The sequence below is a fragment of the Nonomuraea sp. H19 genome (assembly GCF_052068215.1).
Classification (GTDB): domain Bacteria; phylum Actinomycetota; class Actinomycetes; order Streptosporangiales; family Streptosporangiaceae; genus Nonomuraea.
Genome location: NZ_JBQHCV010000011.1, coordinates 38,435 through 64,717, shown reverse-complemented (window position 1 = coordinate 64,717; position 26,283 = coordinate 38,435). Strand labels below are relative to the sequence as shown.

Genomic DNA, 26,283 nt, shown 5'->3' with positions numbered 1-26,283 from the left:
TGCCCCGTACTGCACAGAATCTCACCACGTGACGATGCTCGCAGCTACCGCTGCAGGGGCCTGCCTGACACCAGCTTCCCCTGCCGGTGATGTCAGGTAGTACTAGCTGGGGAGGCGTTCGAGGAGGGCGAACCGCTCGGCGAACGCCGACATCTCCTCGCGCTGCTGGTCGGGTTCGGTGGCGGTGGCACCCACGACGATGCGGGTGACGCCTTGCGCGGCCAACGCCTCGACCTGGTCGACGGTCATGTCGATCGACCCCGATCGCGTGTACTCCAGCGTTTCCGGGCTCCGGCCGGCTTCGATGGCGGTGGACCGGGCAAGATCCATCTGCGCGGCGCGCTCATTCGCATCTAGCGTGCCACCAGGAAAGTAGCCGTCGCCGCGTCGTCCGGCGCGGCGTGCGGCCGCCCGGCTCGATCCGCCGACGTGGATCGGCAGATGAGTGACCCCATAAGGCTTTGGGAACTGGCACAGGTTGTCGAAGGTGAAGAACTCCCCGGCGAAGCTGACTCCGTCTTCGCCGCCTGCCCAGAGCAGCCGCATCACGTCGATCGCCTCGTCTGCACGACGCCCGCGGGTGCTGAAGTCGACGCCCACCGCCTTGGCCTCACCAGGCAGGGCGCCGAGCCCCACGGTCAGCAGCCGCATTCGCCCCTTGGACAGCACATCAATGGTCGCCAGGCGCTTGGCGAGGACCACCGGATGGTGGTACGGCAGCAGCAGTACACCCGTTCCCAGCAGGATCCGTCGCGTAGCCGCGGCGACGAAGCTCAAGCAATCGAGTGGATCGAAGTACGGCAGCGACGGCGGGAGCTCAAAGCGCCCGACCATCGCACCGGGGTATAGCGCGATGTGCTCCGGCAGGTACAGCGACTCGAAACCGCAGGCCTCGGCGTACTGGGCGTAGGCCAGGATCTTGTCAGGGTCGACACCGTAGTAGGGCGTGCTATAGCTGATTCCGAACTTCATCGTCATTCCTCCAGCTAGCCGATGCGGTGAACGGGCAGTCGCCGGTCGGTGTGGCCCCGGCATTGCGGCGGCATCGTGGCCTCGCCATGCCTCGATAACCTCCTTCATCGGCCTGCCGCAGCCACGCTAGAACCTTGTCATCAGCGTCAACGCAACTTGCGCCCGGTCACGGCGCCGGAGGCAAGCAGTACCCGGTGTCGAGCAGCAGTGCGGTGGGCCCGTGCGCTGATCTCCCGGCGAGGTACTGCAGCTGTCTTGGCCCGCATCAAGGTCCGCGTCGGGATCGGCCGCCCCCGCACCCACCCCGGCGCGGTCCGGCCGGCCTGAAGATCCAAGCTCCGGGACACGGTCAGGGAAGCAGGATGAGTTTGCCGTGCGTACGGCGGGCCGCCAGGTCCTCCAGTGCCTGCCGCGCCTGCGAGAGCTTGTACTCCCCGCCGACCTGGGGCCGACGCTGAGAGGGAGCCCGCTGGCAGCGGCCGCTGCACCGGGCCGCACGGGAGACGTTGGGCGCGCGCGGGCAGCACAAGGCCGCGGCAGGAAGTGGTGCCCGGTCGGCGTGTCCGTCGGTTGCTCGCTGTGTTCGCTCATTGCTGGTCCCTGCCTGTTCATTCGCGACCGGGGCATGCATACGATCCCGGTCCCCACCGCTGCGTGACACCCACGATCGGTGACGCAGATCACATGAGCCGCGTTGTCACAAGAATCGGGTCGCCGGGATCTCTTGTTCGTCACGGTGCCGCGCCAACGATCCGCGCGGCACGCAACTCCACGAGACAGACTCTTTCGGGCAGGAGCTTGATCATGAACGAGCACACCTCACATCAGAAGGTGGCAATGATCACGGGGGCGAACAAGGGGATCGGCCGCGCGACCGCCGAGCAGCTCGCCGCGCTGGGCATGACGGTCCTGATCGGCGCCAGAAACCCGCGGCACGGTGAGGAGGCCGCTGCGGCGCTGCGCGCGGCGGGCGGCGACGCGCACGCGGTCATCCTGGACGTCACCGACCCGGCCACCATTCAAAAGACCGCGGGGTGGGTCGAAGAGCGCTTCGGCCACCTCGACGTGCTGGTCAACAACGCCGGCATCACCGGTTCCGGGCAGGTCTCGCCCGAAGACGCCCGCGATCAGATCCCGAGCTCCGTCGACCTGGACATGGTCCGGGCGGTGTTCGAGACCAATGTCTTCGGGGTGATCGCGGTGATCAACGCCATGCTCCCGCTGCTGCGGCGGTCGCCGGCGGCGCGCATCGTCAACGTCACCAGTCACGCCGGGTCGCTGGCTCTCACCAGCGACCCGGACGGCCCCTTCGCAACACTGCTGCCGTCGGCCGCGTACACGCCGTCCAAGGCCACGCTGAACGCGCTGACCGTGCAGTACGCCAATGAACTGCGGAAGGACGGCATCCTCATCAACGCTGCCGCCCCCGGCTTCGTCAACACGGAGAGCAACAACCACACCGGGCACCTCACCCCCGCGCAGGGCGCCGCGGTCGTGGTGCGCCTGGCCACGCTCGGCGCGGACGGCCCAACCGCCGGGTTCTTCAGCGCGGACGGCCCGCTGCCCTGGTAGCGACAACCAGCCCGGCCAGTTCGGATAACGAAGATTCTTTTGTACGGAAGGAACGTCATGAGTTCAGCGCTTGAAACCCTTCGCCGTGACTTCGGCGGCGACATCATCGAACCGGGCGCAGCGGAATACGCATCGGCCAGCCGCTCGGTCTTGGCTTCGGGCAGTCCGGCCTATGTTCTGCGGCCCACGAGCGTCGGGGACGTGCAAGCGGGTGTCAGATTCGCCGCCGGGGCAGGGCTTTCGCTGTCCGTGCGAGGCGGCGGCCACGGCTTTGCGGGCTTCGGCACCAACGACGACGGCGTCGTGATCGACCTCAGCAAGCTCGCGAACGTGGAGATCCTCGACAAGGAACGTCACCTCGTGCGGATCGGCGGCGGCGCCACCTGGGGCCAGGTCGCGGCCGCCCTGGCCCCGCATGGCCTGGCGATCTCCTCGGGCGACACCAAGAGCGTCGGTGTCGGTGGGCTGACGTTGACCGGTGGCATCGGCTGGAAGGTCAGGAAGTACGGCCTGGCGTTGGACAACGTGGTCGCCGCAGAAGTGGTCACCGCCAACGGAGAGGTCGTGCATGCCAGCGCGGAGGAGAACCCGGAGCTGTTCTGGGCGATTCGCGGTGGCGGCGGCAATTTCGGGATCGTGACCGCCTTCGAGTTCGCGGCACACCCGACGACGGACGTCTTCTACGGCAAGATCACCTTTCCGGCATCGGAGACGGCCACCGTGCTCCAGGGCTGGGCGGACTACCTCCGCACCGCCCCCGAAGAGCTCAGCTCCATCGCGAACTTCGCCAACCCCTTCGCCGGCGGACCCGAAGCGCCGGTCGAGATCCACCTCGCCTTCGACGGCGATGACCCGGAACTCGCGGCCCAAGCCATCGACCCGATCCGCCGGCTCGGCACGGTGATCGACGACGACGTCGCGCTGACACCCTATGCCGACACGCTCGTCGATGGCGTGACCCCGCCGCCTGGCATCCGGCTCGCCACCCGAAGCGCATTTGTCGACAAGGAAGCGGTGCCCGAGGTCCTGCAGATCCTTGCCGAGGTCGGGGCATCGGAGCGGCCGCCGTTCATCGCCGTTCGCAGCGTCGGTGGTGCGGTGTCCCGAGTCCCCGACGATGCCACCGCCTACGCGCATCGCCAAGCGGAGTTGATGTTCGTGACCACCACCGCGGGTCCGAAGCCGGTCGTCGAGGCCGCTCGTCCAGCTCTGGAAGCGATCTGGGCGAGACTCGCACCTCACGTCAGCGGCGCCTACGCCAACTTCCTCGCTTCTGCCACCGAGGAGGATGTCGCCGCAATCTATCCGGCGGAGACCTATCAGCGGCTCGCGGCGGTCAAGCGTCATTACGACCCCGGCAATCTGTTCGCCCGCAACCACAACATCCGGCCTCAGTAGGCCTTGCGGACAAGGCCCGACGCTCGGGTAGCTGCGATGAGCCCTGAACTGGAGCGTTGGCGCTGGTCCCAGGTATCCAAGATCGCGATTGTGGCCTTCGGCCGCATCTTGACTCCCCCGGGATGGCCCAGCCGGTCACCGATGATTTTCGGCCGTGGGAGTGGTCTCACTCTCGAAACGACTGGAAGGAGCGGCTCAGGTGGACCTGTACAGCGTCGTGTGCGTGCGTGACCGGGCGACATCGCAGAAGTGGTTCGAGGTGTTCTTCGGGCGGCCGGCGGACGAGATCATCGGTGAGGAGTACCTGTGGCAGGTCGGCGAGAACGCGTGGGTCGTCATCGACGACCGGCACGTGCGGGCCGCAAGGGTGGGCGGCACCATGATCACGCTCGGCGTGACCGACCTCGACGACATCCTGGCCCGGCTGGCCGCGCACGGCATCGAGCACGAGCCCGTGGAGACCTACGGCAACGGCGTGCGCCACGTGGAAGTCCTCGACCCGGACGGCAACAGCCTGTCGCTCGCGGAGGCGCCCGCCCAGTAGCGCCTGCCACAGCGTTTCCGCTGGTGATGGACCTCTTCTCACTCGTGCGGCAGGTGCCGGGGTCGAACTTGCGCAGGCTGAGCCGACGGTTACAGCCAGTGGAAAGCACTCTCTCGCGTCACTGTGAGTGCTCAACCGGGGTGGCGGTGTGCACGCGCTCAGGCATCCGGCCGATCATCACGCCTTCTGGTCGTCGTGTCGATGCTGATGGCGGCCGGGGCGTCGGTCTGGCAGCAGCCGTCGGCGCAGTCCCCCTCGGTGGCCGGGGCGGCATCGCCTGCGGCGAGCGGGTGCGGGCAGCAGGCATCTCCGCGCCACGCTTCCCGGCCTTCCTTGACCGCGACGGCGGCGATGACCAGGGCGGCGATCGGGTCGGCCCAGGACCAGCCGAACAGGCTGTTGAGCGCCAGGCCCACCAGCAGTACACCGGACAGGTAGGTGCACAGCAGGGTCTGCTTGGAGTCGGCCACTGCGCTGGCGGAGCCGAGCTCCCGGCCGGCGCGCCGCTGGGCATACGACAGGAACGGCATGACGATCAGCGACAGGGCGGCCAGGATCAAGCCGGGGGTGGAGTGCTCGGCCTCGCCGACGCCGAACAAGGCGCGGACGGCGTCGAAGGTGACATAGGCGGCCAGGGCGTAGAACGAGATCGCGATGACGCGCAGCGCGGCCTTCTCGCGCTTCTCGTGGTCGGAGCTGGAGAACTGCCAGGCCACTGCGGCGGCCGAGGCGACCTCCACGATGGAGTCCAGGCCGAAGCCGATCAGCGCCGCGGAGGAGGCGATGGTACCGGCGGTGATGGCAACCGCGGCTTCAATCACGTTGTAGGTGATGGTCGCCGCGACCAGCAGCCGGATGCGGCGCTGCAGTAACGTCCGCCGGTCCGCGGCGGGCAGGTTCAGCATGGTCACGACACGGCCTCCCCTTCGATGTCGCCGGCTGTCTGCTCGCGGAGGTGCGTGAGGTCGTGATCGATTTCGGCTTGTAGAGCGCTGTGGGCAGCGGCCGGGCCGGGCTGGGTGCCGTGCACAGGGCACAGCACCACGGCGTGGCCGGTGGCGGCCAGCAGGTGTTCGGCGGAGGCGAGCAGGTCCATCAACTCCGGTCGGGTGAGGCTGTAGAAGGACTGGCGGCCTTCGGCGCGGTAGTCGATCAGGCCACAGTCGCGCAGGCAGGCCAGGTGTTTGGACACCGTGGACTGTGCCAGCCCAAGCTCGCCGGTCAGGTCCACCACGCGGGCCTCGCCGCAGGCCAGCCGCTGCACGATGCGCAGCCGGGTCTCATCGGCCAGCGAGTGGAACAACGCCGCCGCCGGGGAGATGCCAGCGGCGATGTCAGCGCTGACACACCGGCCACCATGAGGATCAATCGCCATATCACGATGATAGCCCGATTTGCTTATGTATTGACAAGGGGTGCGCAATGCCCGCGTTCATGATCCAGATGGATCACAGCGTACGGCCGGCCCCTTCAGGATCATCTGCGGTTCTGCGCCTTGGCCGGTGCCGATCCGCTGACGATACGGGCCGACGTGATCGCCGCATGGATCGACGACTTGCACGAACGGCCGAGCCGTTGTGGCCCCACCGGGCCCCACCGACGGCTCCATCGCCCTGGGCTCCGCGACCGGTCTGGCCGGGCACGTGCTGGCCGAAAAGATCAAGGACATCCACCCTCACCGGACGCCATCGCGGAGATCACCAGCCTGCTCGCCCCCAGGACCAGCGGCTGACCACCCCTCGACTCGCTCAACCAAGATCGCGATTGTGGGTTTTGGGCTCACCTCGGCTGCACCCCAGCCAGGGCCAGCTCCGCTAGGGGGAGCGCCCCGAACAGGGCCCGGGCCAGGACGTTCTCCGACTCGGCGTGGCGCAAGCACATCGGGCGGACATGATCGCTCACGGTTCGACTCCACGAGCCCGCCCGGCCTGGGGGCGGAATACGTAGGACGCTCGCCGCGATTAGCGGACGTGCCGCCGGATCCAGTCGCGGGCCAGGGCCGACGATGCCGACGCGCTGAGATGGAGCGTGAGCACGTGGCCGGTGTCCGGGATCACCACGGCCTCCAGGGGCGCGTTCGGGTACCAGCGCTTCTGCTGTTTCCGCAGAGCTGCCGAGCTGGTGCAGTCCGTCGCGCCCTCGCCGCAGAGCAGCCGGTCATGGTCGCCGACCATGATGAGGACGGGTACGCGGATGAGCCGGTTGTCGGAGATGGGCGGGAAGGACTCGAGGAAAGTATCGGGTTCCTTCGTTGCCTCGTCACGGGCAATGACTTCGGGCCGCGCGCCGGGCCGGTGGTAGAACCAGTCGGCTCGGGTGCCGGGCCGCGTGGTGTAGTACGCCTCATCCAGCCCGCGGGCAGTGAAACGCGGGTCCTCGGCGGCCGGGTGGGTCGCCCCGGCGAACTCCTCGAAGGCGCGCTCGTTTGGGGTGCTGGACTCGCCGGTCAGGATGATGCCGTCCAGGGTGTCCGGGTGGCGCGCCTGAACGGCTCGGATGATCGTGGAGCCGACGGAGTTTCCTGCCGCCACCACGCGCCGGTACCGGTGCCCGTCGAGCTTGCCCTGCCGGGCGGCGCGCACCACCTGACGGAGCGACACCTGATGGCTGTCCGGCCGCATCCGGGCCCCTGACGGCCACGAACTGCGCCCCGCCCCCAGCCGGTCGATCGCCAGGACGGCGTACCCGGCGCCGACCATCGTCTCCGCGAACGACGGGCCGTCCCCGCCTCTCCGCAGCCAGTACGACCGGTCGTACGTGCCGCCGGGGACCAGGACCTGGATCGTCCGGGCGCCGCCGCGCGGGCGGCAGAGGGTTCCGGCGATCCGCTGATCCAGAGGACCGCCCTCGGTGAGCGGCACCGCCACGGAGATCGATTCGCAGCGTGGCGCATCCGCCGCCGCTGCCGCCGCTCCGGTCCCGATCCCGGCTCCCGCCCCGGCCGCCAGGGACGCGAGCACGCCCACCCCTGTCAGCCGCATCCACCATGTCGCCACGCCGACCCGCTTCTTGATCACGCTTGCCCTCTCTCTAACCGTATGACGTACCGTACGCCATACGGTTCAAAAGACGCAAACCTATCGCCGGCGCGGGTGGCCAGGTCGTCGACGGTGAGCAGGCGGGCGGGGTTCTCCAGGACCCAGTGCAGCACGGGGCGATCCCGTCGTCGTCCGCGCCGCTCTGATACGTCCAGCTCCGCACCACCACCGCTGGACGAGCACCAGCGCTTTGGGGCCGGGGGGTCACGTTCGGGAGAACACCGCCGAACCAAGCCGGCATCTCCCGCGAACCAAGAGGTTGGGGTGGAGGGGATCAGGAGCCGCGGGGGTCGGGGAAACCGATCCAGCGCAGCAGGATCATCCGGGCGTCGGCGGGTGCGTTGTCGCGGTCGGTGCCGAAGCGGTGCACCAGTTCGAGGTACTCCTCGTGGAATTCCTTGAGCTGTGCCTTGGTCATGAAGGTGCTGGCGCGGGAGCCCTGCTGCCAGTCGCCGGCCTCGTCCCGGTTGTGGGCGAAGGCTGACAGCAGCCGTAGGTCCTCGGCGAGTTTGGAGTCGCCCAGTTGCTCGGCGAGGTCCTGTTCGGCGTCGGTCAGTTCTTCGCGGGCGGGCATCCGCCGGTCGGCTTTGACGACGTCCCACCACCGTTCCCGCCCTTTGGCGCGGTCGCGCAGCTCGGTCACGAAACCGGTGTCGGACAGCATCCGCAGGTGGTAGCTGGTGGTCCCGGTGTTCTGGCCCATGGCTTTGGCCAGCGTGGTGGAGGTGGCCGGGCCGTGCTTGGCGAGGTGGCTGAGGATCTCTCGCCGCAATGGGCTGGCGAGCGCCTTCATCGCCGCCGGGGTGTGCATGACCGGTTCGGTTGACATTTGACCAGCTTAGCCGTGCCGAGACAATTATGCAGAAAACTTAGTGCAGAGAAAAACTTGCAGAAAAAATTCTGTAAGGCTAGGGTCCGGGTCCATGAACTGGGAACGAATCGCCGGGCTGTCCTTCGTCACCGCACCACTGTTGGTCCTGGCCGGCTGGGCTTTGATGCGCCTGGGCGGTACCGGTGGCCAGGAACCCGGCTGGACCCTGGCCCACATCGCCTGGGTCGTCAACAACGTCATGTACGCGATCGTCTGCGTCGAGCTGTATCGACGTGCCAGGGACACCACCTCCGGAGGGCGGATGCTGGCCACCGGCTCGCTGATCGTCGGTGTCATCGGCGCGGGTTGCCTGCTCATCCAGATGGTGATCGATCTGGTGGTGGGCTTCTCCACCGACAACCGCACCGACATGCGGGCCCTGAGCGGCCAGATCCACGACCTGCCGGGGGTGCAGTCGGCCATCTACGACGTCGGCCCGGTGCTGCTGTTCCTGGCGCTGATCGTGCAGGCGATACACCTCGCGGCGCAGGGCAGGGGCACCACACTCTTCGCGACCCTGGTAACCGTGGCGGTACTGGTCAACGGCGCCGAGCTGCTGGTGGAGATCCCGTTGCGGCTGGCGCAGGCCGGATCGGCGCTGATTCTGTGGCTGGCCTTCCTGCCGGTAGGACGTGAACTGTTGCGCCGCAGCTCATCCGACCAGACTCCAGCGGTGACGATGACCTGGCGAACCCTCGCCGGGTGGTCACTCATCCTGGCGCCGGTGGGGCAGATCGGCGGGTGGACCTTCATGAGGTTCGGCGGCAACGAAGGAGTCGAGCCATGGACGACGATCGCGCATTCGGTGTGGCTCATCGGTTTCGTGCTGCTGGCCATCGCCTGCGTCGAACTGTTTCGCCGGGTCCGAAGCCGTGGTGCCGGGCAGATCCTCGCCAGGGTGAGTCTGGCGGTGGCGCTGATCAGCCTCACCGCCTCGATCGCCGAGATGGTCGTCGACCTGTACGTCGTATTCGCCACCGACAACCTCGCGCAGTTGAAGGCCCTGGACCAGCAGATCCGAAGCATCCCGGCAGCCGAGGCGATCCTGTATGGATTCGGCACCCAGCTTGTCTACCTTGGATTCCTGATCCTGATCATTCAGTTGGCCATCCTGAAGCGAATCAGCACGACGACCCTGACACTCGTCCTGGCCACCCTGGTCCTGTTCATCGGCTACGAAGTGCTGGACGGACCCGGCCGCCAGGCCCTCATGCCGTTCGCGGTCCTGTGCATGTGGCTGGCCCTGGCACCCTTGGGATGGCGACTACTGAAGCCGGCGACCCCGGCCGCCGACGCGATCACGCCGTAGCGGTTCGCGGCCTGTGGCGCTCTCCGCCGCGCTCGCGACGCGATCAGGCGCATCACGCCAGCGGCGGACCCGATAGAGCAGGTGCCGCTGACCAGCCTGCGACTTGTCTGCGACACCACCACCATGTGTTCGCCCGCCGGCGGCTTGCCCTCCCAGCCATTGGTCATGTCGAACACGTGACGCCCGACCACCATCGAACCGGCCAGCATCAACTGCAGAGCGGCGAACGGAATCTCGGCCTCTGACTCGACCCCGACACGCGGAGCACGCGCATGCCGTAGTCGAGCTACGCCGTCTTGCCGATCCCGGCCTCGCCCCGCACCACCAGCGACCGGCCCCGGCTGTCCTTCGCATCAGCAACCAGGCGCATCAGCCGCGACCGTTCGAGGGAACGCCCCACGATCACCGCAACAGTCCAACCATCGAGCCGCGCCGACCGCGCTGTCGCCGTTACCGCGATCTCGCGCGGCATCCCCAGTCTGTCTTGGATCACCGCCAGGATCGTCAGCCCCGATGCACCAGCCATGGCGTAGGTCAGATGAGAGGCGCGGGCGACGGCGGCATGCACGTCATCGGCGAGAGCGGGGTTCATGCGCGATCATCGCTCACACGGACAGATACAGAGGCGTGTCACCGAACGTTCAGATACGCGAGGGAAATCCAAATCCGTGCGCTCCTTGCCCATGACAGATCGCGCCGGTCGGTGAATGATCACTTGAGGACGTTGCCCAGGAACGAATCGAACGTGGGGAGCTTTCATATGTGCGGCATCGCAGGATGGGTGGACTTCGAGCGCGATCTCACCAACGACCGCGCCGTCGCCGAGGCCATGGCGGAGACCATGGGCTGCCGGGGACCCGACGACAAAGGACTCTGGCTGGACCGGCACGTGGCGCTCGGCCACCGCAGACTGGCCGTCATCGACATCGAGGGCGGCCGCCAGCCCATGAGCGCGGAGGGCCTGGCCGTGATCACCTACAGCGGCGAGGTCTACAACTTCCACGAGCTCCGCGCCGAGCTGGAGGCGAGGGGGCACACGTTCCGTACCAGGAGCGACACCGAGGTGGTCCTCCGCGGTTACCTCGAATGGGGCGAGGACGTCGTCCTCCGGCTGAACGGCATGTACGCCTTCGCGCTGTGGGACGCTCGCCGCCGGCAGTTGCTCCTGGTCCGCGACCGCCTTGGCATCAAGCCGCTCTTCTACTACCGGCTGCCGAACGGCGTGCTGTTCGGCTCCGAGCCGAAGGCGATCCTCGCCAACCCGCTCGCCGACCGCGCCGTGGACGCCGACGGCCTGCGCGAGACGCTCACCTTGGTCAAGACGCCGGAGCAGGCCGTCTTCAAGGGCATGAACGAGTTACGCCCCGGCCACCTCCTGCGCGTGCGCCCCGAGGGCGTGAGCCTGCGCAGGTACTGGGCCCTGGAGGCCCACGAGCACACCGACGACCTGCCGACCACCATCCGCACCGTCCGTGAGCTGCTGGAGGACATCGTGGGCCGCCAGCTCGTCTCCGACGTGCCGCTGTGCACGCTGCTGTCCGGCGGGATCGACTCCAGCACCATCACCGCCCTGGCCAGGCAGCACGGCCAGATCCGCTCGTTCGCGGTGGACTTCACCGGGTACGCCGAGAACTTCCAGCCCGACGAGATGCGCGTCGACGCCGACGGCCCGTTCGTGCGGGACCTGGCCGAGCACGTCGGCTCGGACCACACCGACATCATGCTCGACACCGCGGAGCTGACCGACCCTCGGCTGCGCGAGACCGCCCTGCGTGGCTGGGACCGGCCGCAGCTCTTCGGCGACATGAACTCCTCCCTGTACATGCTGTTCCGTGCCATTCGCGAGCGCTCCACGGTGGCGCTGTCGGGGGAGTCGGCCGACGAGATCTTCGGCGGGTACAGCTGGTTCCACAACCCGCAGACCGTCGACTCGGGCACCTTCCCATGGCTCGCCCTGTTTTTTCGCAACCACACCCCGTACGAGCTGCTCCACCCGGACCTGCTGGCCAAGCTCGACATGCCGGGGTTCACGGCCGACAGCTACCGGTCGGCGCTGGCCGAGGTGCCGTACCTGCCCGGGCAGGACGACCGCGAGCGGCGCATGCGGGAGGTCTGCTATCTGCACCTGACGCGGTTCCTGCCGGAGCTGCTTGACCGCAAGGACCGCATGAGCATGGCCGTGGGGCTGGAGGTCCGGGTGCCGTTCTGCGACCACCGGCTGGTCGAGTACGTCTTCAACACCTCGTGGGCCATGAAGACCTTCGACGGCCGGGAGAAGAGCCTGCTCCGGGCGGCCGTCGCCGACCTGCTGCCGGAGTCCGTGCTGCGGCGGGTGAAGAGCCCGTACCCGGCGACCCAGGACGTGGGCTACGAGCAGGCGCTCCGGGACGCGATCGCCGCGCTGGCCCGCGACGGCGACGCCCCCGTCCTGCCGCTGCTGGACACGAAGGCCGTCGAGCTGATGCTGCGGAGCCCCGTGGAGAAGTCCACCACGATGACGCGCATGGCCCTGGAGATCGTGCTGAGCCTGAACGTCTGGCTCACGTCGTACGGGGTGCGCCTGGAGTTGTGAACACCACTTTGCGGTCGGCGGGCGGCGGCTACCAGATCGATGCTTTCGCGGACGTAGCGCCAGGCTGTGCTGGCGCCGATGGCAGGCGCGCGTAGCTGTCGCCGTTTCGCAGATGGGCCAGAAGCAGCAGCGCCTGCTGGGCCAGGTCTCCCGCGCACCTGCCGCGACCAGGGGCTACCAGGATGGAGCCGCAGTGATGCTCAAGGCCATGCGCCCGCCCTCGCCCGATGAACCGGCCGAAAGTACGATCTCGGACGCCGTGAACCCTGCCTTCGACCGGCGCCGTCCCCCCGAGCGGCCCTGCAGGATGAGGCCCCATGCCACGCGACGATCTCCCCCAGGAACCGGACCCCAAGGGCCCGACCAGCCATCCCAGGCACCGTCTCCCGCACGACGGACCCGCCGCCGTCTCCCCCGATCGGCCCCAGACCGCCCCGCCCGCGTCCGGCCACCCCCAGACCGCCGCGCTCTCCTCCGGCCAACCCCAGACCGCCGCACTCTCCTCCGGTCGGCCCCGAGTCATCGCGCTCGACGTGCTGCGCGGGTTCGCGCTGTGCGAGATCCTGTTCGCCAACATCCAGCTGATAGCCAACGACGGCACCGCCGTCGTGGCGCAGCCCATGGGCGACTGGGACCCCTGGCTCGGGGTCCCGATCTTCTCCCTGCTGTTCGGTATCGGGTTCTCGCTGCTGCTGGACTCCGCCGCGAACCGCGTCCCCCGCCCACGCCTGATCCTGCTGCGCCGGCTGCTGGCGCTGCTCGCGATCGGCCTCGGGCATATTCTGCTGTGGCCGGGCGAGATCCTGACCAGCTACGCCGTGGTCGGCATGCTGGTGCTGCTGCCCTCGACCTGGCTGCCGCGGTGGGCCGTGGCCGGCCTCGCCGCCGCACTCATCCCGGCGGCGCTGATCGGCGGGGGCGGGCCCCTGCTGATCGCCGGACTGTTCCTGCTGGGCTCAGCACTGGTCCGATACGGGGTGATCGAGCAGATCGACCGGTCCACCCGAGGGCCGCTCCTGCTGGGCCTGCTCTTCGCGGCGGGGACTGCCTCTGCCCGGTGGGTACACGCCGGCATGCAAACCGGGGCAGGCACGACGCAGCCGTCCTTCACGTCCAGCCTGGCCGATCTGCTGCTCGCCGGTGTGTACGTGTGCGCCCTGCTGGTCCTGCTCAGAACGCCGCTGCGACCGGCGCTGCAGGCCGTCTTCGCACCACTGGGCCGGATGGCACTGACCAACTATCTGACCGCCACACTCCTCGTTCTGGCGGCCAGCCACATCCTCGGCCTGCCGATCGGCCAATCCTTGACGACGGCGTACCTGGCTGCGGGAGCCATCCTCACGGCCCAGTGGCTGTTCTCCACCCTCTGGCTGCGCCGCTACCGCCAAGGCCCCATCGAGTGGCTCTGGCGCTGGGCCACCTGGGCCAACCGCCCGCCCCTCAGCCGGGCCAGGACGTGATGAGCTCGGGGCCGGCGTCGGCGGATTCGCGATCATGCTGTCGCCACCGGACAGGACCCCGGTGACAAGCTGTGGCTACGCGGGTCGGCATGCCGTCAAGCGGCGTCGAGGGCTTCGGTGATCTTGCGGGCCATCTCGGTCATGGTGGGGCTGGGCTCGCCCTTCTGGGTCTGGGCGGCGGCTTCGATGGCGACGATGACGGTGTTGCGGAAGTTGTCGGCCTCTGCCGGAGCCTGCTGCTTGAGCAGGCTCATGGCTGCGGTCAGGGCAGGCAGCACCTGGTCGGCGAGTTCGGCCACGGACTTGCCGTACTTCACGCCCTTGGGCGCCTTGGTGAGCACGTGCCCGACCGGGCCGGTCGCGGAGGTCAGGGCGATGGAGCCGTGGGTGGCGACCTTGTGGGCCGAGCCGGCGGCACCAGCGGCGGCCAGCAGCGAGACGGCGCCGTACGCGGCGGTGCGCAGGGTGAGCTTGTTCTGGTCGGTAAGGGTGATGGACATCACCGGGCGCGGGCGTGCCGGGCGCGGGCGTGCCGGCGGCGACCGCGGCGGCCGGGCCGAGGACCCCTTTCAGGTGCGGGTTGCCCTTGCCGGCCTTGCCCGCGCCGTTCTTGGCGCCCGACTGGATGGTCCGTGGCGACAGTTTGGCCCAGGACACCCGTGCTTGGCCTCCCGCGCGTTGACCAGCTGCACATCCAGGCCGTGCGATTCCAGGATGTAGAACCAGATCCGCCAGTAGTCCGACGTCGATTCGATCGTCACCTTCTCGATCTCGGCATCGACCAGCTGAGCGGCCAGCTCGGTGACCGCGTTGAAGGTCGCCCTGACCTCCCACACCTTGCTGACCCGCCGCCCCGACGCCGTGGAGGCCGGTAACCGGACGCACACCTTGCCCGCGTCCTTGGCCACATCGACCGCGCACACCCGCTGGAACATCTGCTCATGCTCCACATCCGCGATCTCCTCAGGCGCCTCGCCCGACACCGTCCTCCGTCACTACTCGAGGGGGTAGTACGGGCTGCCCGGGGGCCTCGGTCGGGAACCGAAATTCTGACCGGCGTGCTCGAAGCAACAGTGCGTGACCCTTCAAGGGGCGGGCCCCGGCGCCAGACTAGTTCACGGGCTCAAGTCCCAAGCGAAGCACCGGCGTCGGCGGGCAACCCGACCCCATTTTCACGCCCGCGTGGCGTCCCCGGAAGGGACAGGAAGACTAGTTCCTCATCCCGCTCCTGAACGCGGCCCTTCACATCGCGGCGTTGAACTGCTGCCGCAGGTCGGGGATCGGGCGCCGCGTTCCCTGGGTCCGGTCGCCCGTACCATCAACGAGCTGCAGCACCTGATCGCCACCGGCCAAGTCATCGGCTCACTCAGCGTCGCCAGCGCCCGCTACTTCAGCCATCCCGGCATCGTCCGCCTGCCATGCACATCGGACGTACGGCGTCCCGTCTCCACCTCACCGCCGCACACGTCGGCCGGGCTGAGTCCCGGGCGTGGGGGGAAGGGCGTGGCCGGGAGTCTGCGTGGCAGCGTTGCCGGGTCAGGGCTGGAGGAGGGCCTTGATGGCCCGGCGTTCGTCCATGGCCCGGTATCCCTCGGCGGCCCGCTCCAACGGCAGGGTGAGGTCGAAGACCTTGCCGGGGTCGATCTTCCGGTCCCAGATCAGGTCGATCAGCTCGGGCAGGAACCGGCGCACCGGGGCCGGGCCGCCGAGCAGACTGACCTGGGCGAAGAAGAGTTCCTCCCCGCTGAGAGCGACGTCGTGGTTGACGCCCACGAAGCCGACGTGGCCACCGGGACGGGTGGAGCGGATGGCCTGCTGCATCGATTCCTGGGTGCCGACCGCTTCGACGACTGAGTGGGCGCCCATGCCTCCGGTCAGTTCCTTGACCTTGGCCACGCCGTTGTCGCCTCGCTCGGTGACGATGTCGGTGGCGCCGAACTCCCGGGCCAGCTTCTGGCGCCTCTCGTGGCGGCTCATGGCGATGATCCGCTCGGCCCCGAGCTGCTTGGCGGCCAGCACCGCCATCAGGCCGACCGCGCCGTCGCCGACGACCGCGACCGTCTTGCCGGGGCCGGTCTCGGCGGCCACCGCGCCGAACCAGCCGGTGCCCAGCACGTCGGAGGCGGCCAGGAAGCTGGGGATCAGCTCCGCGTCGGGCATCCCGGGGGTGGCCACGAGTGTGCCGTCGGCGTTCGGGATCAGGGCTCGTTCGGACTGGGTGCCGACCTCGGACATGAACACGCGGTGGACGCAGGAGGAGGGGTAGCCCGAGCGGCAGATCTCGCAGGTGCCGTCAGAGGCGACGAACGAGCCGACCACGAACTGGCCGGGCTTGACGTTCTTGACCTCGCTGCCGACCTCCTCGACGATCCCGACGTATTCGTGTCCCATCGGCATGGGCTGATCAACGGAGTCCACACCGCGGTAGGGCCACAGGTCCGAGCCGCAGACACAGGCCGCCGACAGCCGGATGATCGCATCCGTCGGGGCGGTGATCTTCGGGTCGTCGATCTCCTCCACCCGGACATCGCCGGGGGCGTGCAGCACTACACCACGCATGTCTTTCACTCCTTGAGCCTGTTGTCCAGAGTCTGTTGTTCTGGCCAGCCCACGCCCACTCGGCGGGGCCACGGATCGGAGAGTCCCCTACGCGGCCGTCCCGACGGCGCCCCTGGGGTGCCCGGCAGGGCCGGGCATGCTGGCCACTACCCATGGAAACCGCTGGTCATACGGCGAGGAAGGCATTGGTGAAAGGTGTACTGAGAGGGCACCCCTGCGAGGTGGAAGGCCGCCTAACCTGAGGAGAGTGGACAACCGCCGCGAGATCCGTGAGTTCCTGACCTCCCGCCGGGCCAAGATCAGCCCGCAGGAGGCCGGGCTGCCCTCCTATGGAACTCGCCGGGTTCCCGGACTGCGCCGCGCCGAGGTCGCCCAGCTGGCCGGAGTGAGCGTGGAGTACTACTCCCGCATGGAACGCGGCGACCTGGCGGGAGTCTCCGACCAGGTCCTGGACGCCTTGGCCCGCGCACTGCGGCTGAATGACGCCGAACGCACCCACCTGGAGGATCTGGCCCGCACTGCCGTTCCCGGCCCGCGCCGCCGGCGCCGCTCCACCTCCAACCAGGTCCGGCCCTCGGTGCAGCGGCTGCTGGACTCCATGACCGACGCGCCGGCCTTCGTCATGAACGGCCGCGGCGACGTCCTGGCCACCAACACCCTCGGCCGCGCCCTGTACGCGCCCATGTTCGACGCCGCCCGCGGCGCCACGCCCAATCACGCCCGCTTCATCTTCCTTGACGCCCGCTCCCACCTGTTCTGGGGCGACTGGGAACGCGCCGCCGACGACACCGTCGCCCTTCTGCACACCGAGGCCGGCCGCGCCCCGTACGACAAGGACCTCACCGACCTGGTCGGCGAGCTGTCCACCCGCAGCGAGGACTTCCGTACCCGCTGGGCCCGCCACGACGTCCGCCAACACCATCTCGGGGCCAAGCCCTTCCGCCACCCCGTCGTCGGCGACCTCCACCTCACCTACGAATCCATGGACCTGCCCGCCGACGGCCTCACCCTCGTGGCTTACGGAGCCGAGCCCGCAAGCGACTCCGAAGACAAACTCCGACTCCTGGCCAGCTGGGCCGCCACCCTCGACCACACCGATGACACGCCCGGCCGGACCGGGCAGCCTCAGCAGGAACAATCCCCGCACACCCGGCGCGGCTGACACACCAACTTGTGCCGCACAGGCTTCAGCGAAATGCGACAACGTGGACGAAACCCCGCGCTGCCAAGCCGCACAGTGGTACTTGAAACCGGCCTCCGAACTCACTTTCCAAACCAGCCGCCGGCCCCGGCGTGTGCCTCCTGCTGGTCGGCACCGGCCTGCGCCTGCACGAGGTACTGGAACGCGGTTCCCGCTGGTCATGTAGACCGGATCACAGAGCGGCGGCGCGGAGGAATGCTTCGGCGAACGTCCGTGAACTCCGGATGATTCCCGCCCGGTTCGTGGGCTTCGGCCCCCGCCCGGAACACGCCCCCGACTTCGCCCGCAGGATCACGTAGGGCGCTCCTCCTGGTGGCCCGCAATACGTGACGAAGGCGCACCGCAGCGGCGCCACCTGCTGGATGACCCCAAGTGAATCAACCCGCAGGCGCGGGCTCCATTCGCTGGACCTTCTCGGGAGTCAGCCAACTGGTAGGGGAACTCAACCGCTACCGCGGCGGCCGCCTGTCGGCCCGCGCGGTCGACCAACTGCCCGACGCGCTCGCCCTCGAGGCGGACCTGGTCGACGAGAACGGTGCACCCGCAGCCTCTGCGCACACCTTCGCCACCCACCTGCTGCGCCAGGGCGTCGACATCGTCGTGGTCGCCGAGCTGATGGGTCACGCCCGCCTGGACACCACCCGCCGGTACATCCTGCCCACCCACGGCGACCTGGAGGCCGCGGTCGCCAAGCTCCCCACCGATCAGTAGACCCCATGCGTGGAGGTGCTGGGCGGCGGCGTCCCCGTGGGACGGATCGCCACCCGGCTCCCGCGATCAGCCGCTGTACGAGATCCAGCCGTACTCGTACTGAGTCCAGCCGTTCTCGTCCCCGGTGTGCCTGCGGCCGGTCATCACCTGGTTGGTGCCGCCCATCGAGGCGTGGTTGTTCTCCCTGACCCAGCCTTCCAGTTGCCTGGGGGTGATCTGCACCGCCTTGCCCTGCCAGAACAGCGCGCCGCTGTAGTAGATGGTGTCGCCGTTCTCGTCCCCGTCGTGCCGAATCCCGGTGATGGCCTGGTTCGCCGGAGTGTGGTAATCGTGGTTGTTCTCATCCGTCTTGGTGCCCCAGATGTCCAACCTGAGCACCGTGACCTGGACGTTGTCGATGTAGATGCGGCCGCAGTGGAACGTGGTGTCGCCGTTCTCGTCGCCGCGGTGCCCGCGGCCGATCAGCACTTCGTTAGTCGGGCAGTTGAACTTGCTGTTCGACTGTTTCAGGGTCGAGACCTGCCCGGGACGGATCTCGATCGTGGCGGCCGCGGCGGGGCCGGCGGGGACCAAGGTGAGGGCGGCGACGGCCGTCGCCGCCAGCGCGGCCGGCAGAGACTTCTTGAGCATGTCCGTGTCCTTCGACGAGGGCCTGCAGTGAGCGGAATTCATGGTCGCCGCCACGATGGCGCCCGTCGTCCGCCTGCAGGGTGAGCGCGGGTCCGCCGGTACGGTGATCCACCCGCTCCAGAAACGGGTCCAGGCGAGATAAAGGGTGCCCGTGGGCAGGTCGATGCGGCCCTCGGTGGCCTCGCGCATCGCCTCTTTGACGGCGTACCCGTGCAAGGGGCCGGGCTTCGTGGCAGGAGAACAAGCCGCTGTTCGCCATCGGCTGCCTCGCCTTCGCCGCCGCGCTGGGCGGCTACACGATGCGGCATCCAGTGTTCCCCCGGGCCTGGTCGGGGTGCCGCAGATTGTCCGCGCGACATGGCGCAGGCGATTCTGTAGAGCCCGAGGCTGCGATGCCTCGGGCGGCCCGGCTGAGCGAACTTCGCTGCTGAACGTAGGTGTTCCCCCTGGGGGTTGACCTTGACCTTAGGTCAGGCCGCACGCTGAACGGGTGACCAACTTGAACTCCACCTGGACCGGCATGGTGCCGGTCGACGACACCGCGCTGGCCGTGACCGACACCGGTGGGCCCGGTCGTCCCGTGGTCTACCTCAATGGTCAGTTCGCCACTCAGTCGTACTGGCGGCGCGTCATCGCCGAACTCGGCAGCGACTACCGCCACATCACCTACGACATGCGGGCCCGCGGCCGATCGAGGCGTTCGGCGGACTATTCGTTCGAGGTGAACGTCCGTGACGTCGACGCCGTCCTTGCGGCGAGGGGCGTGGACCGGCCGCTTCTGGTCGGCTGGTCCTACGGCGCGCCGGTCGCGCTGCACTGGGCCAGCCGGAAGCCGGACCGCGTCCTGGGAGTGGTGTCCGTGGACGGCGCGTACCCGCACGGCTGGACCGACACCGTCACCCCGGAACGGATCCGGCGGCTGTTCCGCCGGTGGGGCTGGCTGTTTCCGGTGCTGCGTCCACTGCACTTGTGCGCGAAGATGTCCGTCGAGGAGCATGCCCAGAGCAACATCGAACTCGTCGAGATCTGCGCCGCCCTCGGCCCGGTCCTGGACAGTGTGACCTTCCCGGTCCGGTACGTGGTCGCCACGGGTGCCAACCTCGGAGGCAGCCGAGAGGAGATGGAAGAGATGCGCGCCACCCTCGCCCCGGTGCTCGCCCGCAACCCGAACATCAAGATGAGCGTGAAGGTCGCCGGCAACCACGGCAACATGCTGCGCAAGGATTTCCGTGCCGTCGCGGACGCGGTTCGCGAGCTCGCCGGCACCCCGCGATCACGAGGTCGGCTGAGCAGATGACGGGCGGCGTCACGATCGGCCAGGCGGCTGAATTCGCTGGCGTGACGGTGAAAACCATACGGCATTACCACAAGCACGGCCTGATCGACGAACCCCGCCGCGACAGCTCCGGCTACCGGCGCTACGGATCGGCTGACCTGCTGCGGCTGATCCAAATCCGGACGCTGGCCGCCGCCGGCGTACCGCTGGCCGAGATCGGGGCGATACTCGACGCCGATCCTGACCGGTTCGCCGCCGCACTCGTCGACGTGGAACGGCGCCTCAATGAGCGGATCGACGAACTGATCGCGCGGCGTGACACACTGCGCCGGCTCGCCACCGGCGACCGGGCCCTGCTGCCCGACCGCGTTCTCGCGAAGCTGGACAGGGCGGCCGCCGATTTCGGCTTCACCCCGGACGACGTGACGATGGCCCGGGAGGGCCTGGTGCTGATCAGGGCCCTGGTGCCGGAGGGCTTCGACGACTATATCTCCCGGGTCGAGCGCGCCCTCGACGATCCTCGGTACGTCTCCTTGATCAAACGCATGTGGTGTGCCGCCGAGTGGGAGCCGGACGACCCCCGGGTCGACGAACTCGCCACAGCCCTGGCCGACCACTATCTCGCCCATCCCTCACTGCTGCCCATCCCGGCCGGACTCCAGGCCCGCACCGACGGCGCGATCCGGTACAGCCTGCTCGCCCACCACGGACAAGAGCAGAAGCCGGCCTGGGCTCGGCTGAATGAATTGTTCGAGGCAAGAATGCGCTCGGCCGGCATCGACCTCCCATAGCAGGCTCCAACTGATTGAGCGCCCACGTGTGGGTGTGCGGCCGGGTGTACGGGCCCGTGATCGCCGGCTTCGGCTCGTCCAGGGGTGGAAGCGCGAAGTCGGTCAGGTCCACCACCTCGAACCTGGCGTCGCCGCGCTTGACCGCAAGGTCATGGACCCAGCTAACGACCGCCTCACCCTTGCGTCCGGGTCGGCTGCTGTCGATGATCATGATGGAGCACCCGGCAAGATCCGGTACTTGAGGTGGGTGACGCCGGGCGCCTCGACGGCCCGGACCTGCTCGAGTCGCACATCCGCGTCCCCGAGATTGTCCAGGAGGCGAGAACCACCACCGAGCAACACCGGAACGACGTGCAGCTCGAGCTCGTCCAGCAGTCCCGCTGCCAGGTACTGCTGAGCGACGTGGCCGCCGCCCCACAGCATGACGTCCTTGCCGCCGGCGGCCTTCTTCGCCTGCTCGAGCGCGGACTCGATTCCGTCGGTGACGAAGTGGTACGTGGTCCCTCCCTCCATCTCCACCGGATCACGCGAGTGATGGGTGAGGACGAACACGGGGTAGTGGAAGGCCGGGTTGTCACCCCACCAGCCCGTCCACTGCTCGTCGCCCCAGGCACCACCGCCGATGGGGCCGAACATGTTCCTGCCCATCACCCCGGCGCCGATGTTGGCGATCGACTCCTCGAATACCGGTGTGCTCGCGTTCACCTCGCCGCCCTGCTCGCCGTGGGCTCGGCGAAAGGCGGCCAGCGGAACCACCCAGTCGTGGAGCCGATCGCCACCCTCGCCGAGAGGGTTCTCCTCGCTCTGGTTCGGGCCGGCGACGAAACCGTCCAGCGAGATCGAGATGTGACACCTGAGCTTGCTCATCGTGCCTCCTCAGTCGGCTCGGCGCCGCTGTCCGGCGCCCTCACCAGAGAGCATGGCCGGGTATATAGATGACGTCTAATGCCAATCCTTCGACATTCACATTGATATCTTCTATCTATGCTGAGCCTGGTCCATCTCAGGGTCCTGGCCGCGGTGGCGCGACATGGGTCCGTGACCGAAGCAGCGAGGGAGCTCCACTACACGCAGCCGTCGGTGAGTCATCACCTGTCTCGCTTGGAAGCGGCCACCGGCGCCAAGCTCGTCCAGCGAGTGGGTCGTGGGATCCGATTGACCCCGGAAGGGCAACTGCTGGCCAACCGGGCCACCGAGATCGTGGGACGGGTCGACGCGGCAACCAACGAGCTGGCCGCGCAGGTCGGTCTGCGGACGGGGCGGGTTCGCCTGGCCGCCAACGCGTCCGTACTGAGCACGATCGTGCCGAAGGCAGCCGCCGCCATGGACCAGGCGCACCCGGGACTCGAGCTGATCCTGATCGAACGTCACCCGGTCGAAGCGCTACAGATGCTGCGACAGGGCGAGATCGACGTCGCACTCATCTTCCGGTACGCCGACGCCCCGGTCGAGGAAGAGGGATTTCGCCTCCTCCACATCGGCGACGACCCGATCTACCTCGTAAGTCAGCGACCCGACGACAGCATCGCGAACCATCGCCACTCCGCATGGATCGGCGGCTGCGAACGGTGCCAGAATGAGCTGATCACGGTGTGCCGGCAAGAAGGCTTCACTCCACGCATCGCATCACTCAGCGACGACATGGTCGTCGTGCAAGCCCTCGTCGCCGCCGGCAAAGGCGTCACCACCCTGCCCGGACTCGCGCTACAAGCCCACCGCCGACCCGACATCCACACCACCGAACTCACCGGCTTCACCCGCCGGCTCTACGTCGTCACCTACGGCGATCCACCCGACCCGCCGGCCACCATCGCGCTGATCCAAGCCATCCAAGACTCCGCCCCGGCAGGAAGTCAGTCCGGCGAGCGGTAAGGCCGGCGAGCCTCCTGGACCACATCCCAAAATCACTTGGAGCCTGAAGACAACGGGGCTTGGTCGCTGAGGTTGGGACCAGCAATTCCTCGGCAGGTTGTGTCAGTGGGCTCTGCCATGATCGCCGCATGATCACGCCCCCCGGCGACTACGCCTGGTTCACCAACTCCGGCCTCGCGGAGGCTTACAGCTTCATCTTCGTTCGCGGGCTCACACCCGAGCAGCTCGTAGCCCGGATGGGCGGCCGGGCAAAAGACTTCTCCTGGATGGCGCTCGATGAGTCGATCGATGCCGGCGCCCGCTACGACTACAAGACCGAGTTCGTCGCGGTCACCACCGTCGGTGACTGGGCGTTCGTCGCGCAGTACAACAGTTGGCTCGGCGCCGACGACGAGTTCCTCGTGCCGCTGTCGGAGGACACCCGTCTGGTCTCCCTCTACCGCCTCGACATCAAGGGCTTGGAGGAGTTCCGCTGGGTGGAGGACGGGGAGATCCGGTTCGCTTTCTGGGCCCAGGACGGCTTCTCCGAGGTTCCCGACGAACTCGTGGAGACCATGGAGCAGCTCGATCGCGACTGCGGGGAGCACAAATGGGATCTCTACCGGGGGCCAGGGCTTGTCCTGATCGAGCGCCTCACCGGAATCAAGCTCACTCCCCAGATCCTGGAGGAGTCCGCCTATCTATCCGGAGTCATCTCCAAGCCGTCGACCACCACGTAAGCCTTTCCCATGGGGACTGTACGGTCTCTTGTGCTTTTGCCATCCAGGGCTCGTCCGGCTTTGCACTCGCAGTGGCGCTGTCGGCGTCGGGGGGCGATCTTCGGTTCAAGGCCTATCACGCCCCGGCCCCAGTCTTCGGCATCAGGTCGGGAGAGGAAGACTCCGGCGCCGCTGGTCTCGGTCTCGCCCCGGGGGTAGGTGACCGTCTTCATGACGACGTAGACGGCTCGCCAATTTCCCTGTGCTGTGTGAGGTCTGGGTCGGTGTTCAGGGCCGCGAGGAGCCGCGATGATTTCCGCAGACGCGCGCAGTCTATTCCTTCGGTGAGCTGGACCTTCCCGGCCCCAACAGAGAGGAGATCCGACAGTGACAGTGGGGATCTTCGCGGGCATCCCTGTCCGCGACTGCAAGAGCGCCGTGGAGTGGTACACCAGGCTCCTCGGCAAGGATCCGGCGTTCTGGCCCAACGACGTCGAAGCGGTGTGGCAGCTGGCCGAGGACCGGTACGTGTACGTCATCGAGGACGCCGCTCGCGCCGGAGGCGGTGTGAGCATGATCTGGGTGGACGATCCGGTGTCCGAGGTGGACCGGATCGCAGGGCGCGGGCTGCGGCCGGTGGATATGGAGCAGCACGGCAACGTCTGCAAGTGGGTCTTTCGTGACGCCGACGGCAACGAGACGGGCATAGGGGGCGAGACTGCGCCTGCGCCCTGAATCGGAGATCAGCCACTCAGGCTTTGATCGCAGGCGCTCAATGCTTCCTAACGGTTGCCTCCACGCAGAGCCGATCTCTATTCTGAAAGGAGCGTGCGAGGGCGCTGCCAGTCCGCGGGCAGGGATTTTCCCACCTCGAGCAGCACGTCAACGCACTGGACAAGACCAACCTCTTTCCGGCCGGGCAAGCGGACCTCGGCGACGAAGGAGGTTGCGATGTCCGATCGCCATTTCGAGCTGCCGGCCCATCCGAACCTGGAGTACTACCGCAAGCAGGCCAAGCACCTGCATCACGCGTACGCGGCGGGCGATGCGGCAGCCGAAGCCCGGGTTGCCGACGTGCTGGGCGATCGAGCCGCCGAGCGCTTCCTGCGCAGCGACGCCCTGTTCGTGCTCGCTCAGGAACACGGATTCCGGACCTGGACCGAGTTTCGCGCCCACGTCGAAAGCCGCAGCACCACCGAAGAACGGCCGGTCTCCCGCCTCATGGGGGTCAGGCCGGGCATCTACGCCTCGATGGCCGACGCCCTCCTCGTCGAGTTGCGCCGCGACGATCCCGGCGCGCTGCAACGGTTGCGGGCCTACGTGCCCCGGCACGCCACCGCGACCTCCGCCGCGACCTCCGAGCTTCGCGACGCGCGGCTGATCATCGCGCGGGAACTCGGCTTCCCGACCTGGCAGGAGCTCGTGTCGTTCACCGAGAAATCCCGGCGCGATCTCGACGAACGTCGGGAGAAGCGGCGGCAGCTGCACCGCGAGGCCGAAGCCCTGCTGGCCGGCGATACCGATCGGCTGGCCGGTCTGACCGCCGAGCAGGCCGACACTCTGCTGCACATGCTCGCGGGCCCCGAGACGATCCCCGGTGTCCGGCTCGAGAAGGAGCTCGGCGTGCCGCGCGCCGCAGTCGATGTCCTGCTCGGCAAGGCCACCAACCTGGATCTCCCGCTCACCCGGGCTGCCCGCTTCAACCGGGTCGAATACGTGCGCCTGCTGCTCGACGCCGGAGCCGACCCTGGCATCCGGAAATGGGGCATCACCCCGCTGGAGAACGCCATCTACCACGACAACACGGAGGTCGTCGACCTGCTCGCCGGGCACGGAATCGTCCCGCAGGCGCTCTGGACGTATGCCGCCTGCGGCCGGCTGGATCTGGTGCGGGCCTGTTTCGACGCGGACGGCAGGCTCCGGCCGGACGCCGCGTCGGCGCGCCCCGACCTCGCCGACACCGGCGCAGGCTTTCCGTCTCGGCTGCCGGCGACCGGTGATCCGGAGGAGATCGTGGGAGAGGCGTTCGTCCATGCCTGCCAGCACGGCCGGATCGAGGTCGTGCGCTGGTTCCTCGACCGCGGCGTCCATCCCGACGTCGCGCCCTACCTCGGGCGGACCGGCCTGCACTGGGCTATCCCGGGCGGTCGTCTCCAAGTGATCCGCCTGCTCCTGGAGCGCGGTGCCGACCCGTCCATCCGCGACGATCTCCTCCAGGTCGACGCCGACGGCTGGCTGCGCATAGCCTTCGCCGCTCGCCCGCACGATCCCGTGACTCAGCAGCTCCACGATCTGATCGAGTCTCGATCGCGGTGAGTTACTGCTGCGGGTCCGGGCTGCCCACCGACCTCACTGGACTGGGTCGCAGCACCCTCTACCGCAATCCCAGCCTCCGCGCCGTCATCGAGGAGAACCGTCATCGCGCCGCCACCAACGGCACCCTCACCGGCCTCCTGGACGAGATCCGCATCCTCCAGACCGCGCCGGAAGCCGTCGCCGCTCGCGTCCGTCACCACGAAGAGCAACTCCGGCGACTCGCTACACGGGTCCACCCTCAAGGTCGAATACGTCCTCCGGCATCGGTTCGGCACCCGGGCCGAAGCCCGTCTGAAGATCGCCGACTTCTCCAACACCCGCCGCCGACATAGCGCCGCTGACGCGCTACCGCCGATCGTCTACGAGCAGCAGGTCATGACCGCTCGAACAGCGGCCAGGAGCAGACTTCAGGAGCTCATCGCCACATAACCGACTCTCCACGGTTTCGAGTAGTTCGCCCTTATGGGTGACCATCTTCATCGGAATCGCCCTG

Annotated in this window: 26 protein-coding genes; 14 read left to right on the top strand and 12 right to left on the bottom strand. The window is 68.1% G+C overall.

Annotated features, from left to right (window positions below):
- Positions 1 to 102: 102 nt before the first annotated feature.
- Positions 103 to 972 (bottom strand): TIGR03619 family F420-dependent LLM class oxidoreductase, encoded by an 870-nt coding sequence (locus ACTMTI_RS24725; protein WP_441122880.1) that lies wholly within the window; start codon positions 970 to 972, stop codon positions 103 to 105.
- An 804-nt stretch (positions 973 to 1,776) separates the two neighbouring features.
- Here ACTMTI_RS24725 and ACTMTI_RS24720 point away from each other — a divergent pair.
- The 3 genes from ACTMTI_RS24720 to ACTMTI_RS24710 all read left to right on the top strand — a co-directional run bounded on the left by ACTMTI_RS24720 (position 1,777) and on the right by ACTMTI_RS24710 (position 4,486).
- Positions 1,777 to 2,544 (top strand): SDR family NAD(P)-dependent oxidoreductase, encoded by a 768-nt coding sequence (locus ACTMTI_RS24720; RefSeq protein WP_441122879.1) that lies wholly within the window; start codon positions 1,777 to 1,779, stop codon positions 2,542 to 2,544.
- A gap of 57 nt (positions 2,545 to 2,601) precedes the next feature.
- Entirely contained in the window at positions 2,602 to 3,942 is a 1,341-nt protein-coding gene (locus tag ACTMTI_RS24715) for an FAD-binding oxidoreductase (RefSeq protein ID WP_441122878.1), read from the top strand.
- A gap of 199 nt (positions 3,943 to 4,141) precedes the next feature.
- Positions 4,142 to 4,486, top strand: coding sequence for a VOC family protein (locus tag ACTMTI_RS24710; RefSeq protein ID WP_441122877.1), 345 nt, complete (start codon positions 4,142 to 4,144; stop codon positions 4,484 to 4,486).
- A gap of 158 nt (positions 4,487 to 4,644) precedes the next feature.
- Here the strand turns inward: ACTMTI_RS24710 and ACTMTI_RS24705 are convergent, their stop codons facing one another.
- The 5 genes from ACTMTI_RS24705 to ACTMTI_RS24685 all read right to left on the bottom strand — a co-directional run bounded on the left by ACTMTI_RS24705 (position 4,645) and on the right by ACTMTI_RS24685 (position 8,353).
- The gene (locus ACTMTI_RS24705) at positions 4,645 to 5,391 is read right to left on the bottom strand and encodes a cation transporter (RefSeq protein WP_441123154.1); all 747 of its coding nucleotides are present in this window, start codon (positions 5,389 to 5,391) and stop codon (positions 4,645 to 4,647) included.
- A 2-nt stretch (positions 5,392 to 5,393) separates the two neighbouring features.
- Complete coding sequence (locus ACTMTI_RS24700) at positions 5,394 to 5,861, bottom strand: ArsR/SmtB family transcription factor (protein WP_441122876.1); 468 nt, start codon at positions 5,859 to 5,861, stop codon at positions 5,394 to 5,396.
- A gap of 404 nt (positions 5,862 to 6,265) precedes the next feature.
- The gene (locus ACTMTI_RS24695; RefSeq protein WP_441122875.1) at positions 6,266 to 6,388 is read right to left on the bottom strand and encodes a hypothetical protein; all 123 of its coding nucleotides are present in this window, start codon (positions 6,386 to 6,388) and stop codon (positions 6,266 to 6,268) included.
- A gap of 59 nt (positions 6,389 to 6,447) precedes the next feature.
- Positions 6,448 to 7,503, bottom strand: a complete 1,056-nt coding sequence (locus tag ACTMTI_RS24690) for an alpha/beta hydrolase (protein ID WP_441122874.1) — start codon at positions 7,501 to 7,503, stop codon at positions 6,448 to 6,450.
- Between the two features lie 295 nt (positions 7,504 to 7,798).
- Positions 7,799 to 8,353 (bottom strand): ArsR/SmtB family transcription factor, encoded by a 555-nt coding sequence (locus tag ACTMTI_RS24685; RefSeq protein ID WP_441122873.1) that lies wholly within the window; start codon positions 8,351 to 8,353, stop codon positions 7,799 to 7,801.
- A 304-nt stretch (positions 8,354 to 8,657) separates the two neighbouring features.
- Here ACTMTI_RS24685 and ACTMTI_RS24680 point away from each other — a divergent pair, with 304 nt between their 5' ends.
- Positions 8,658 to 9,704 carry a hypothetical protein gene (locus tag ACTMTI_RS24680; protein WP_441122872.1) on the top strand — a complete coding sequence of 349 codons (1,047 nt, stop codon included), beginning with the start codon at positions 8,658 to 8,660 and terminating at the stop codon, positions 9,702 to 9,704.
- 286 nt (positions 9,705 to 9,990) lie between these two features.
- Here the strand turns inward: ACTMTI_RS24680 and ACTMTI_RS24675 are convergent, their stop codons facing one another.
- Complete coding sequence (locus tag ACTMTI_RS24675) at positions 9,991 to 10,296, bottom strand: hypothetical protein (protein ID WP_441122871.1); 306 nt, start codon at positions 10,294 to 10,296, stop codon at positions 9,991 to 9,993.
- A 168-nt stretch (positions 10,297 to 10,464) separates the two neighbouring features.
- On the opposite strand from ACTMTI_RS24675, the gene asnB reads away from it, so the two are divergent.
- On the top strand, positions 10,465 to 12,276 hold the full coding sequence (gene asnB, locus ACTMTI_RS24670; RefSeq protein ID WP_441122870.1) for an asparagine synthase (glutamine-hydrolyzing): 1,812 nt from the start codon (positions 10,465 to 10,467) through the stop codon (positions 12,274 to 12,276).
- Positions 12,277 to 12,593: 317 nt separating this feature from the next.
- Positions 12,594 to 13,736: a DUF418 domain-containing protein gene (locus tag ACTMTI_RS24665; RefSeq protein WP_441122869.1), complete on the top strand. Its 1,143-nt coding sequence runs from the start codon at positions 12,594 to 12,596 to the stop codon at positions 13,734 to 13,736.
- A gap of 95 nt (positions 13,737 to 13,831) precedes the next feature.
- On the opposite strand, the gene ACTMTI_RS24660 is transcribed toward ACTMTI_RS24665, so the two are convergent.
- The 3 genes from ACTMTI_RS24660 to ACTMTI_RS24650 form a co-directional block, all read right to left on the bottom strand.
- A complete protein-coding gene (locus ACTMTI_RS24660) occupies positions 13,832 to 14,236 on the bottom strand; it encodes a hypothetical protein (protein ID WP_441122868.1) in 405 nt (134 codons plus the stop codon).
- Between the two features lie 69 nt (positions 14,237 to 14,305).
- The gene (locus tag ACTMTI_RS24655; RefSeq protein ID WP_441122867.1) at positions 14,306 to 14,719 is read right to left on the bottom strand and encodes a hypothetical protein; all 414 of its coding nucleotides are present in this window, start codon (positions 14,717 to 14,719) and stop codon (positions 14,306 to 14,308) included.
- Positions 14,720 to 15,272: 553 nt separating this feature from the next.
- Positions 15,273 to 16,295 (bottom strand): zinc-dependent alcohol dehydrogenase family protein, encoded by a 1,023-nt coding sequence (locus ACTMTI_RS24650; protein ID WP_441122866.1) that lies wholly within the window; start codon positions 16,293 to 16,295, stop codon positions 15,273 to 15,275.
- A 247-nt stretch (positions 16,296 to 16,542) separates the two neighbouring features.
- Here ACTMTI_RS24650 and ACTMTI_RS24645 point away from each other — a divergent pair, with 247 nt between their 5' ends.
- Positions 16,543 to 17,457 (top strand): helix-turn-helix transcriptional regulator, encoded by a 915-nt coding sequence (locus tag ACTMTI_RS24645; protein WP_441122865.1) that lies wholly within the window; start codon positions 16,543 to 16,545, stop codon positions 17,455 to 17,457.
- A 411-nt stretch (positions 17,458 to 17,868) separates the two neighbouring features.
- Positions 17,869 to 18,207 carry a tyrosine-type recombinase/integrase gene (locus tag ACTMTI_RS24640; protein WP_441122864.1) on the top strand — a complete coding sequence of 113 codons (339 nt, stop codon included), beginning with the start codon at positions 17,869 to 17,871 and terminating at the stop codon, positions 18,205 to 18,207.
- 66 nt (positions 18,208 to 18,273) lie between these two features.
- On the opposite strand, the gene ACTMTI_RS24635 is transcribed toward ACTMTI_RS24640, so the two are convergent.
- A complete protein-coding gene (locus ACTMTI_RS24635; RefSeq protein ID WP_441122863.1) occupies positions 18,274 to 19,026 on the bottom strand; it encodes a hypothetical protein in 753 nt (250 codons plus the stop codon).
- 301 nt (positions 19,027 to 19,327) lie between these two features.
- On the opposite strand from ACTMTI_RS24635, the gene ACTMTI_RS24630 reads away from it, so the two are divergent.
- Together ACTMTI_RS24630 and ACTMTI_RS24625 are read left to right on the top strand one after the other, a co-directional pair.
- Positions 19,328 to 20,134 (top strand): alpha/beta fold hydrolase, encoded by an 807-nt coding sequence (locus ACTMTI_RS24630; RefSeq protein WP_441122862.1) that lies wholly within the window; start codon positions 19,328 to 19,330, stop codon positions 20,132 to 20,134.
- Complete coding sequence (locus ACTMTI_RS24625) at positions 20,131 to 20,904, top strand: MerR family transcriptional regulator (RefSeq protein ID WP_441122861.1); 774 nt, start codon at positions 20,131 to 20,133, stop codon at positions 20,902 to 20,904. The genes ACTMTI_RS24630 and ACTMTI_RS24625 overlap by 4 nt, the downstream gene beginning before the upstream one ends.
- Positions 20,905 to 21,111: 207 nt before the next feature.
- Here ACTMTI_RS24625 and ACTMTI_RS24620 read toward each other — a convergent pair whose 3' ends face one another.
- Entirely contained in the window at positions 21,112 to 21,771 is a 660-nt protein-coding gene (locus tag ACTMTI_RS24620) for a dihydrofolate reductase family protein (protein ID WP_441122860.1), read from the bottom strand.
- 117 nt (positions 21,772 to 21,888) lie between these two features.
- On the opposite strand from ACTMTI_RS24620, the gene ACTMTI_RS24615 reads away from it, so the two are divergent.
- The 4 genes from ACTMTI_RS24615 to ACTMTI_RS24600 all read left to right on the top strand — a co-directional run bounded on the left by ACTMTI_RS24615 (position 21,889) and on the right by ACTMTI_RS24600 (position 25,790).
- Entirely contained in the window at positions 21,889 to 22,776 is an 888-nt protein-coding gene (locus ACTMTI_RS24615; RefSeq protein ID WP_441122859.1) for a LysR family transcriptional regulator, read from the top strand.
- A 128-nt stretch (positions 22,777 to 22,904) separates the two neighbouring features.
- A complete protein-coding gene (locus ACTMTI_RS24610) occupies positions 22,905 to 23,495 on the top strand; it encodes a DUF6461 domain-containing protein (protein WP_441122858.1) in 591 nt (196 codons plus the stop codon).
- A 366-nt stretch (positions 23,496 to 23,861) separates the two neighbouring features.
- Positions 23,862 to 24,209, top strand: a complete 348-nt coding sequence (locus ACTMTI_RS24605; RefSeq protein ID WP_441122857.1) for a VOC family protein — start codon at positions 23,862 to 23,864, stop codon at positions 24,207 to 24,209.
- A 216-nt stretch (positions 24,210 to 24,425) separates the two neighbouring features.
- A complete protein-coding gene (locus ACTMTI_RS24600) occupies positions 24,426 to 25,790 on the top strand; it encodes an ankyrin repeat domain-containing protein (protein WP_441122856.1) in 1,365 nt (454 codons plus the stop codon).
- Positions 25,791 to 26,283: the final 493 nt, after the last annotated feature.

Bases quoted from the DNA above. Each gene is read 5' to 3' on its own strand.
- ACTMTI_RS24665 (WP_441122869.1), top strand. From the start codon at position 12,594: ATGCCACGCGACGATCTCCCCCAGGAACCGGACCCCAAGGGCCCGACC.
- ACTMTI_RS24715 (WP_441122878.1), top strand. From the start codon at position 2,602: ATGAGTTCAGCGCTTGAAACCCTTCGCCGTGACTTCGGCGGCGACATC.
- ACTMTI_RS24685 (WP_441122873.1), bottom strand. From the start codon at position 8,353: ATGTCAACCGAACCGGTCATGCACACCCCGGCGGCGATGAAGGCGCTC.
- ACTMTI_RS24705 (WP_441123154.1), bottom strand. From the start codon at position 5,391: ATGCTGAACCTGCCCGCCGCGGACCGGCGGACGTTACTGCAGCGCCGC.
- ACTMTI_RS24675 (WP_441122871.1), bottom strand. From the start codon at position 10,296: ATGAACCCCGCTCTCGCCGATGACGTGCATGCCGCCGTCGCCCGCGCC.
- ACTMTI_RS24610 (WP_441122858.1), top strand. From the start codon at position 22,905: ATGATCACGCCCCCCGGCGACTACGCCTGGTTCACCAACTCCGGCCTC.
- ACTMTI_RS24650 (WP_441122866.1), bottom strand. From the start codon at position 16,295: ATGCGTGGTGTAGTGCTGCACGCCCCCGGCGATGTCCGGGTGGAGGAG.
- ACTMTI_RS24625 (WP_441122861.1), top strand. From the start codon at position 20,131: ATGACGGGCGGCGTCACGATCGGCCAGGCGGCTGAATTCGCTGGCGTG.
- ACTMTI_RS24725 (WP_441122880.1), bottom strand. From the start codon at position 972: ATGAAGTTCGGAATCAGCTATAGCACGCCCTACTACGGTGTCGACCCT.
- ACTMTI_RS24720 (WP_441122879.1), top strand. From the start codon at position 1,777: ATGAACGAGCACACCTCACATCAGAAGGTGGCAATGATCACGGGGGCG.
- ACTMTI_RS24615 (WP_441122859.1), top strand. From the start codon at position 21,889: ATGCTGAGCCTGGTCCATCTCAGGGTCCTGGCCGCGGTGGCGCGACAT.
- asnB (WP_441122870.1), top strand. From the start codon at position 10,465: ATGTGCGGCATCGCAGGATGGGTGGACTTCGAGCGCGATCTCACCAAC.
- ACTMTI_RS24620 (WP_441122860.1), bottom strand. From the start codon at position 21,771: ATGAGCAAGCTCAGGTGTCACATCTCGATCTCGCTGGACGGTTTCGTC.
- ACTMTI_RS24660 (WP_441122868.1), bottom strand. From the start codon at position 14,236: ATGTCCATCACCCTTACCGACCAGAACAAGCTCACCCTGCGCACCGCC.
- ACTMTI_RS24635 (WP_441122863.1), bottom strand. From the start codon at position 19,026: ATGCGCGAGGCCACCGAGGGCCGCATCGACCTGCCCACGGGCACCCTT.
- ACTMTI_RS24700 (WP_441122876.1), bottom strand. From the start codon at position 5,861: ATGGCGATTGATCCTCATGGTGGCCGGTGTGTCAGCGCTGACATCGCC.
- ACTMTI_RS24600 (WP_441122856.1), top strand. From the start codon at position 24,426: ATGTCCGATCGCCATTTCGAGCTGCCGGCCCATCCGAACCTGGAGTAC.
- ACTMTI_RS24680 (WP_441122872.1), top strand. From the start codon at position 8,658: ATGCTGGCCACCGGCTCGCTGATCGTCGGTGTCATCGGCGCGGGTTGC.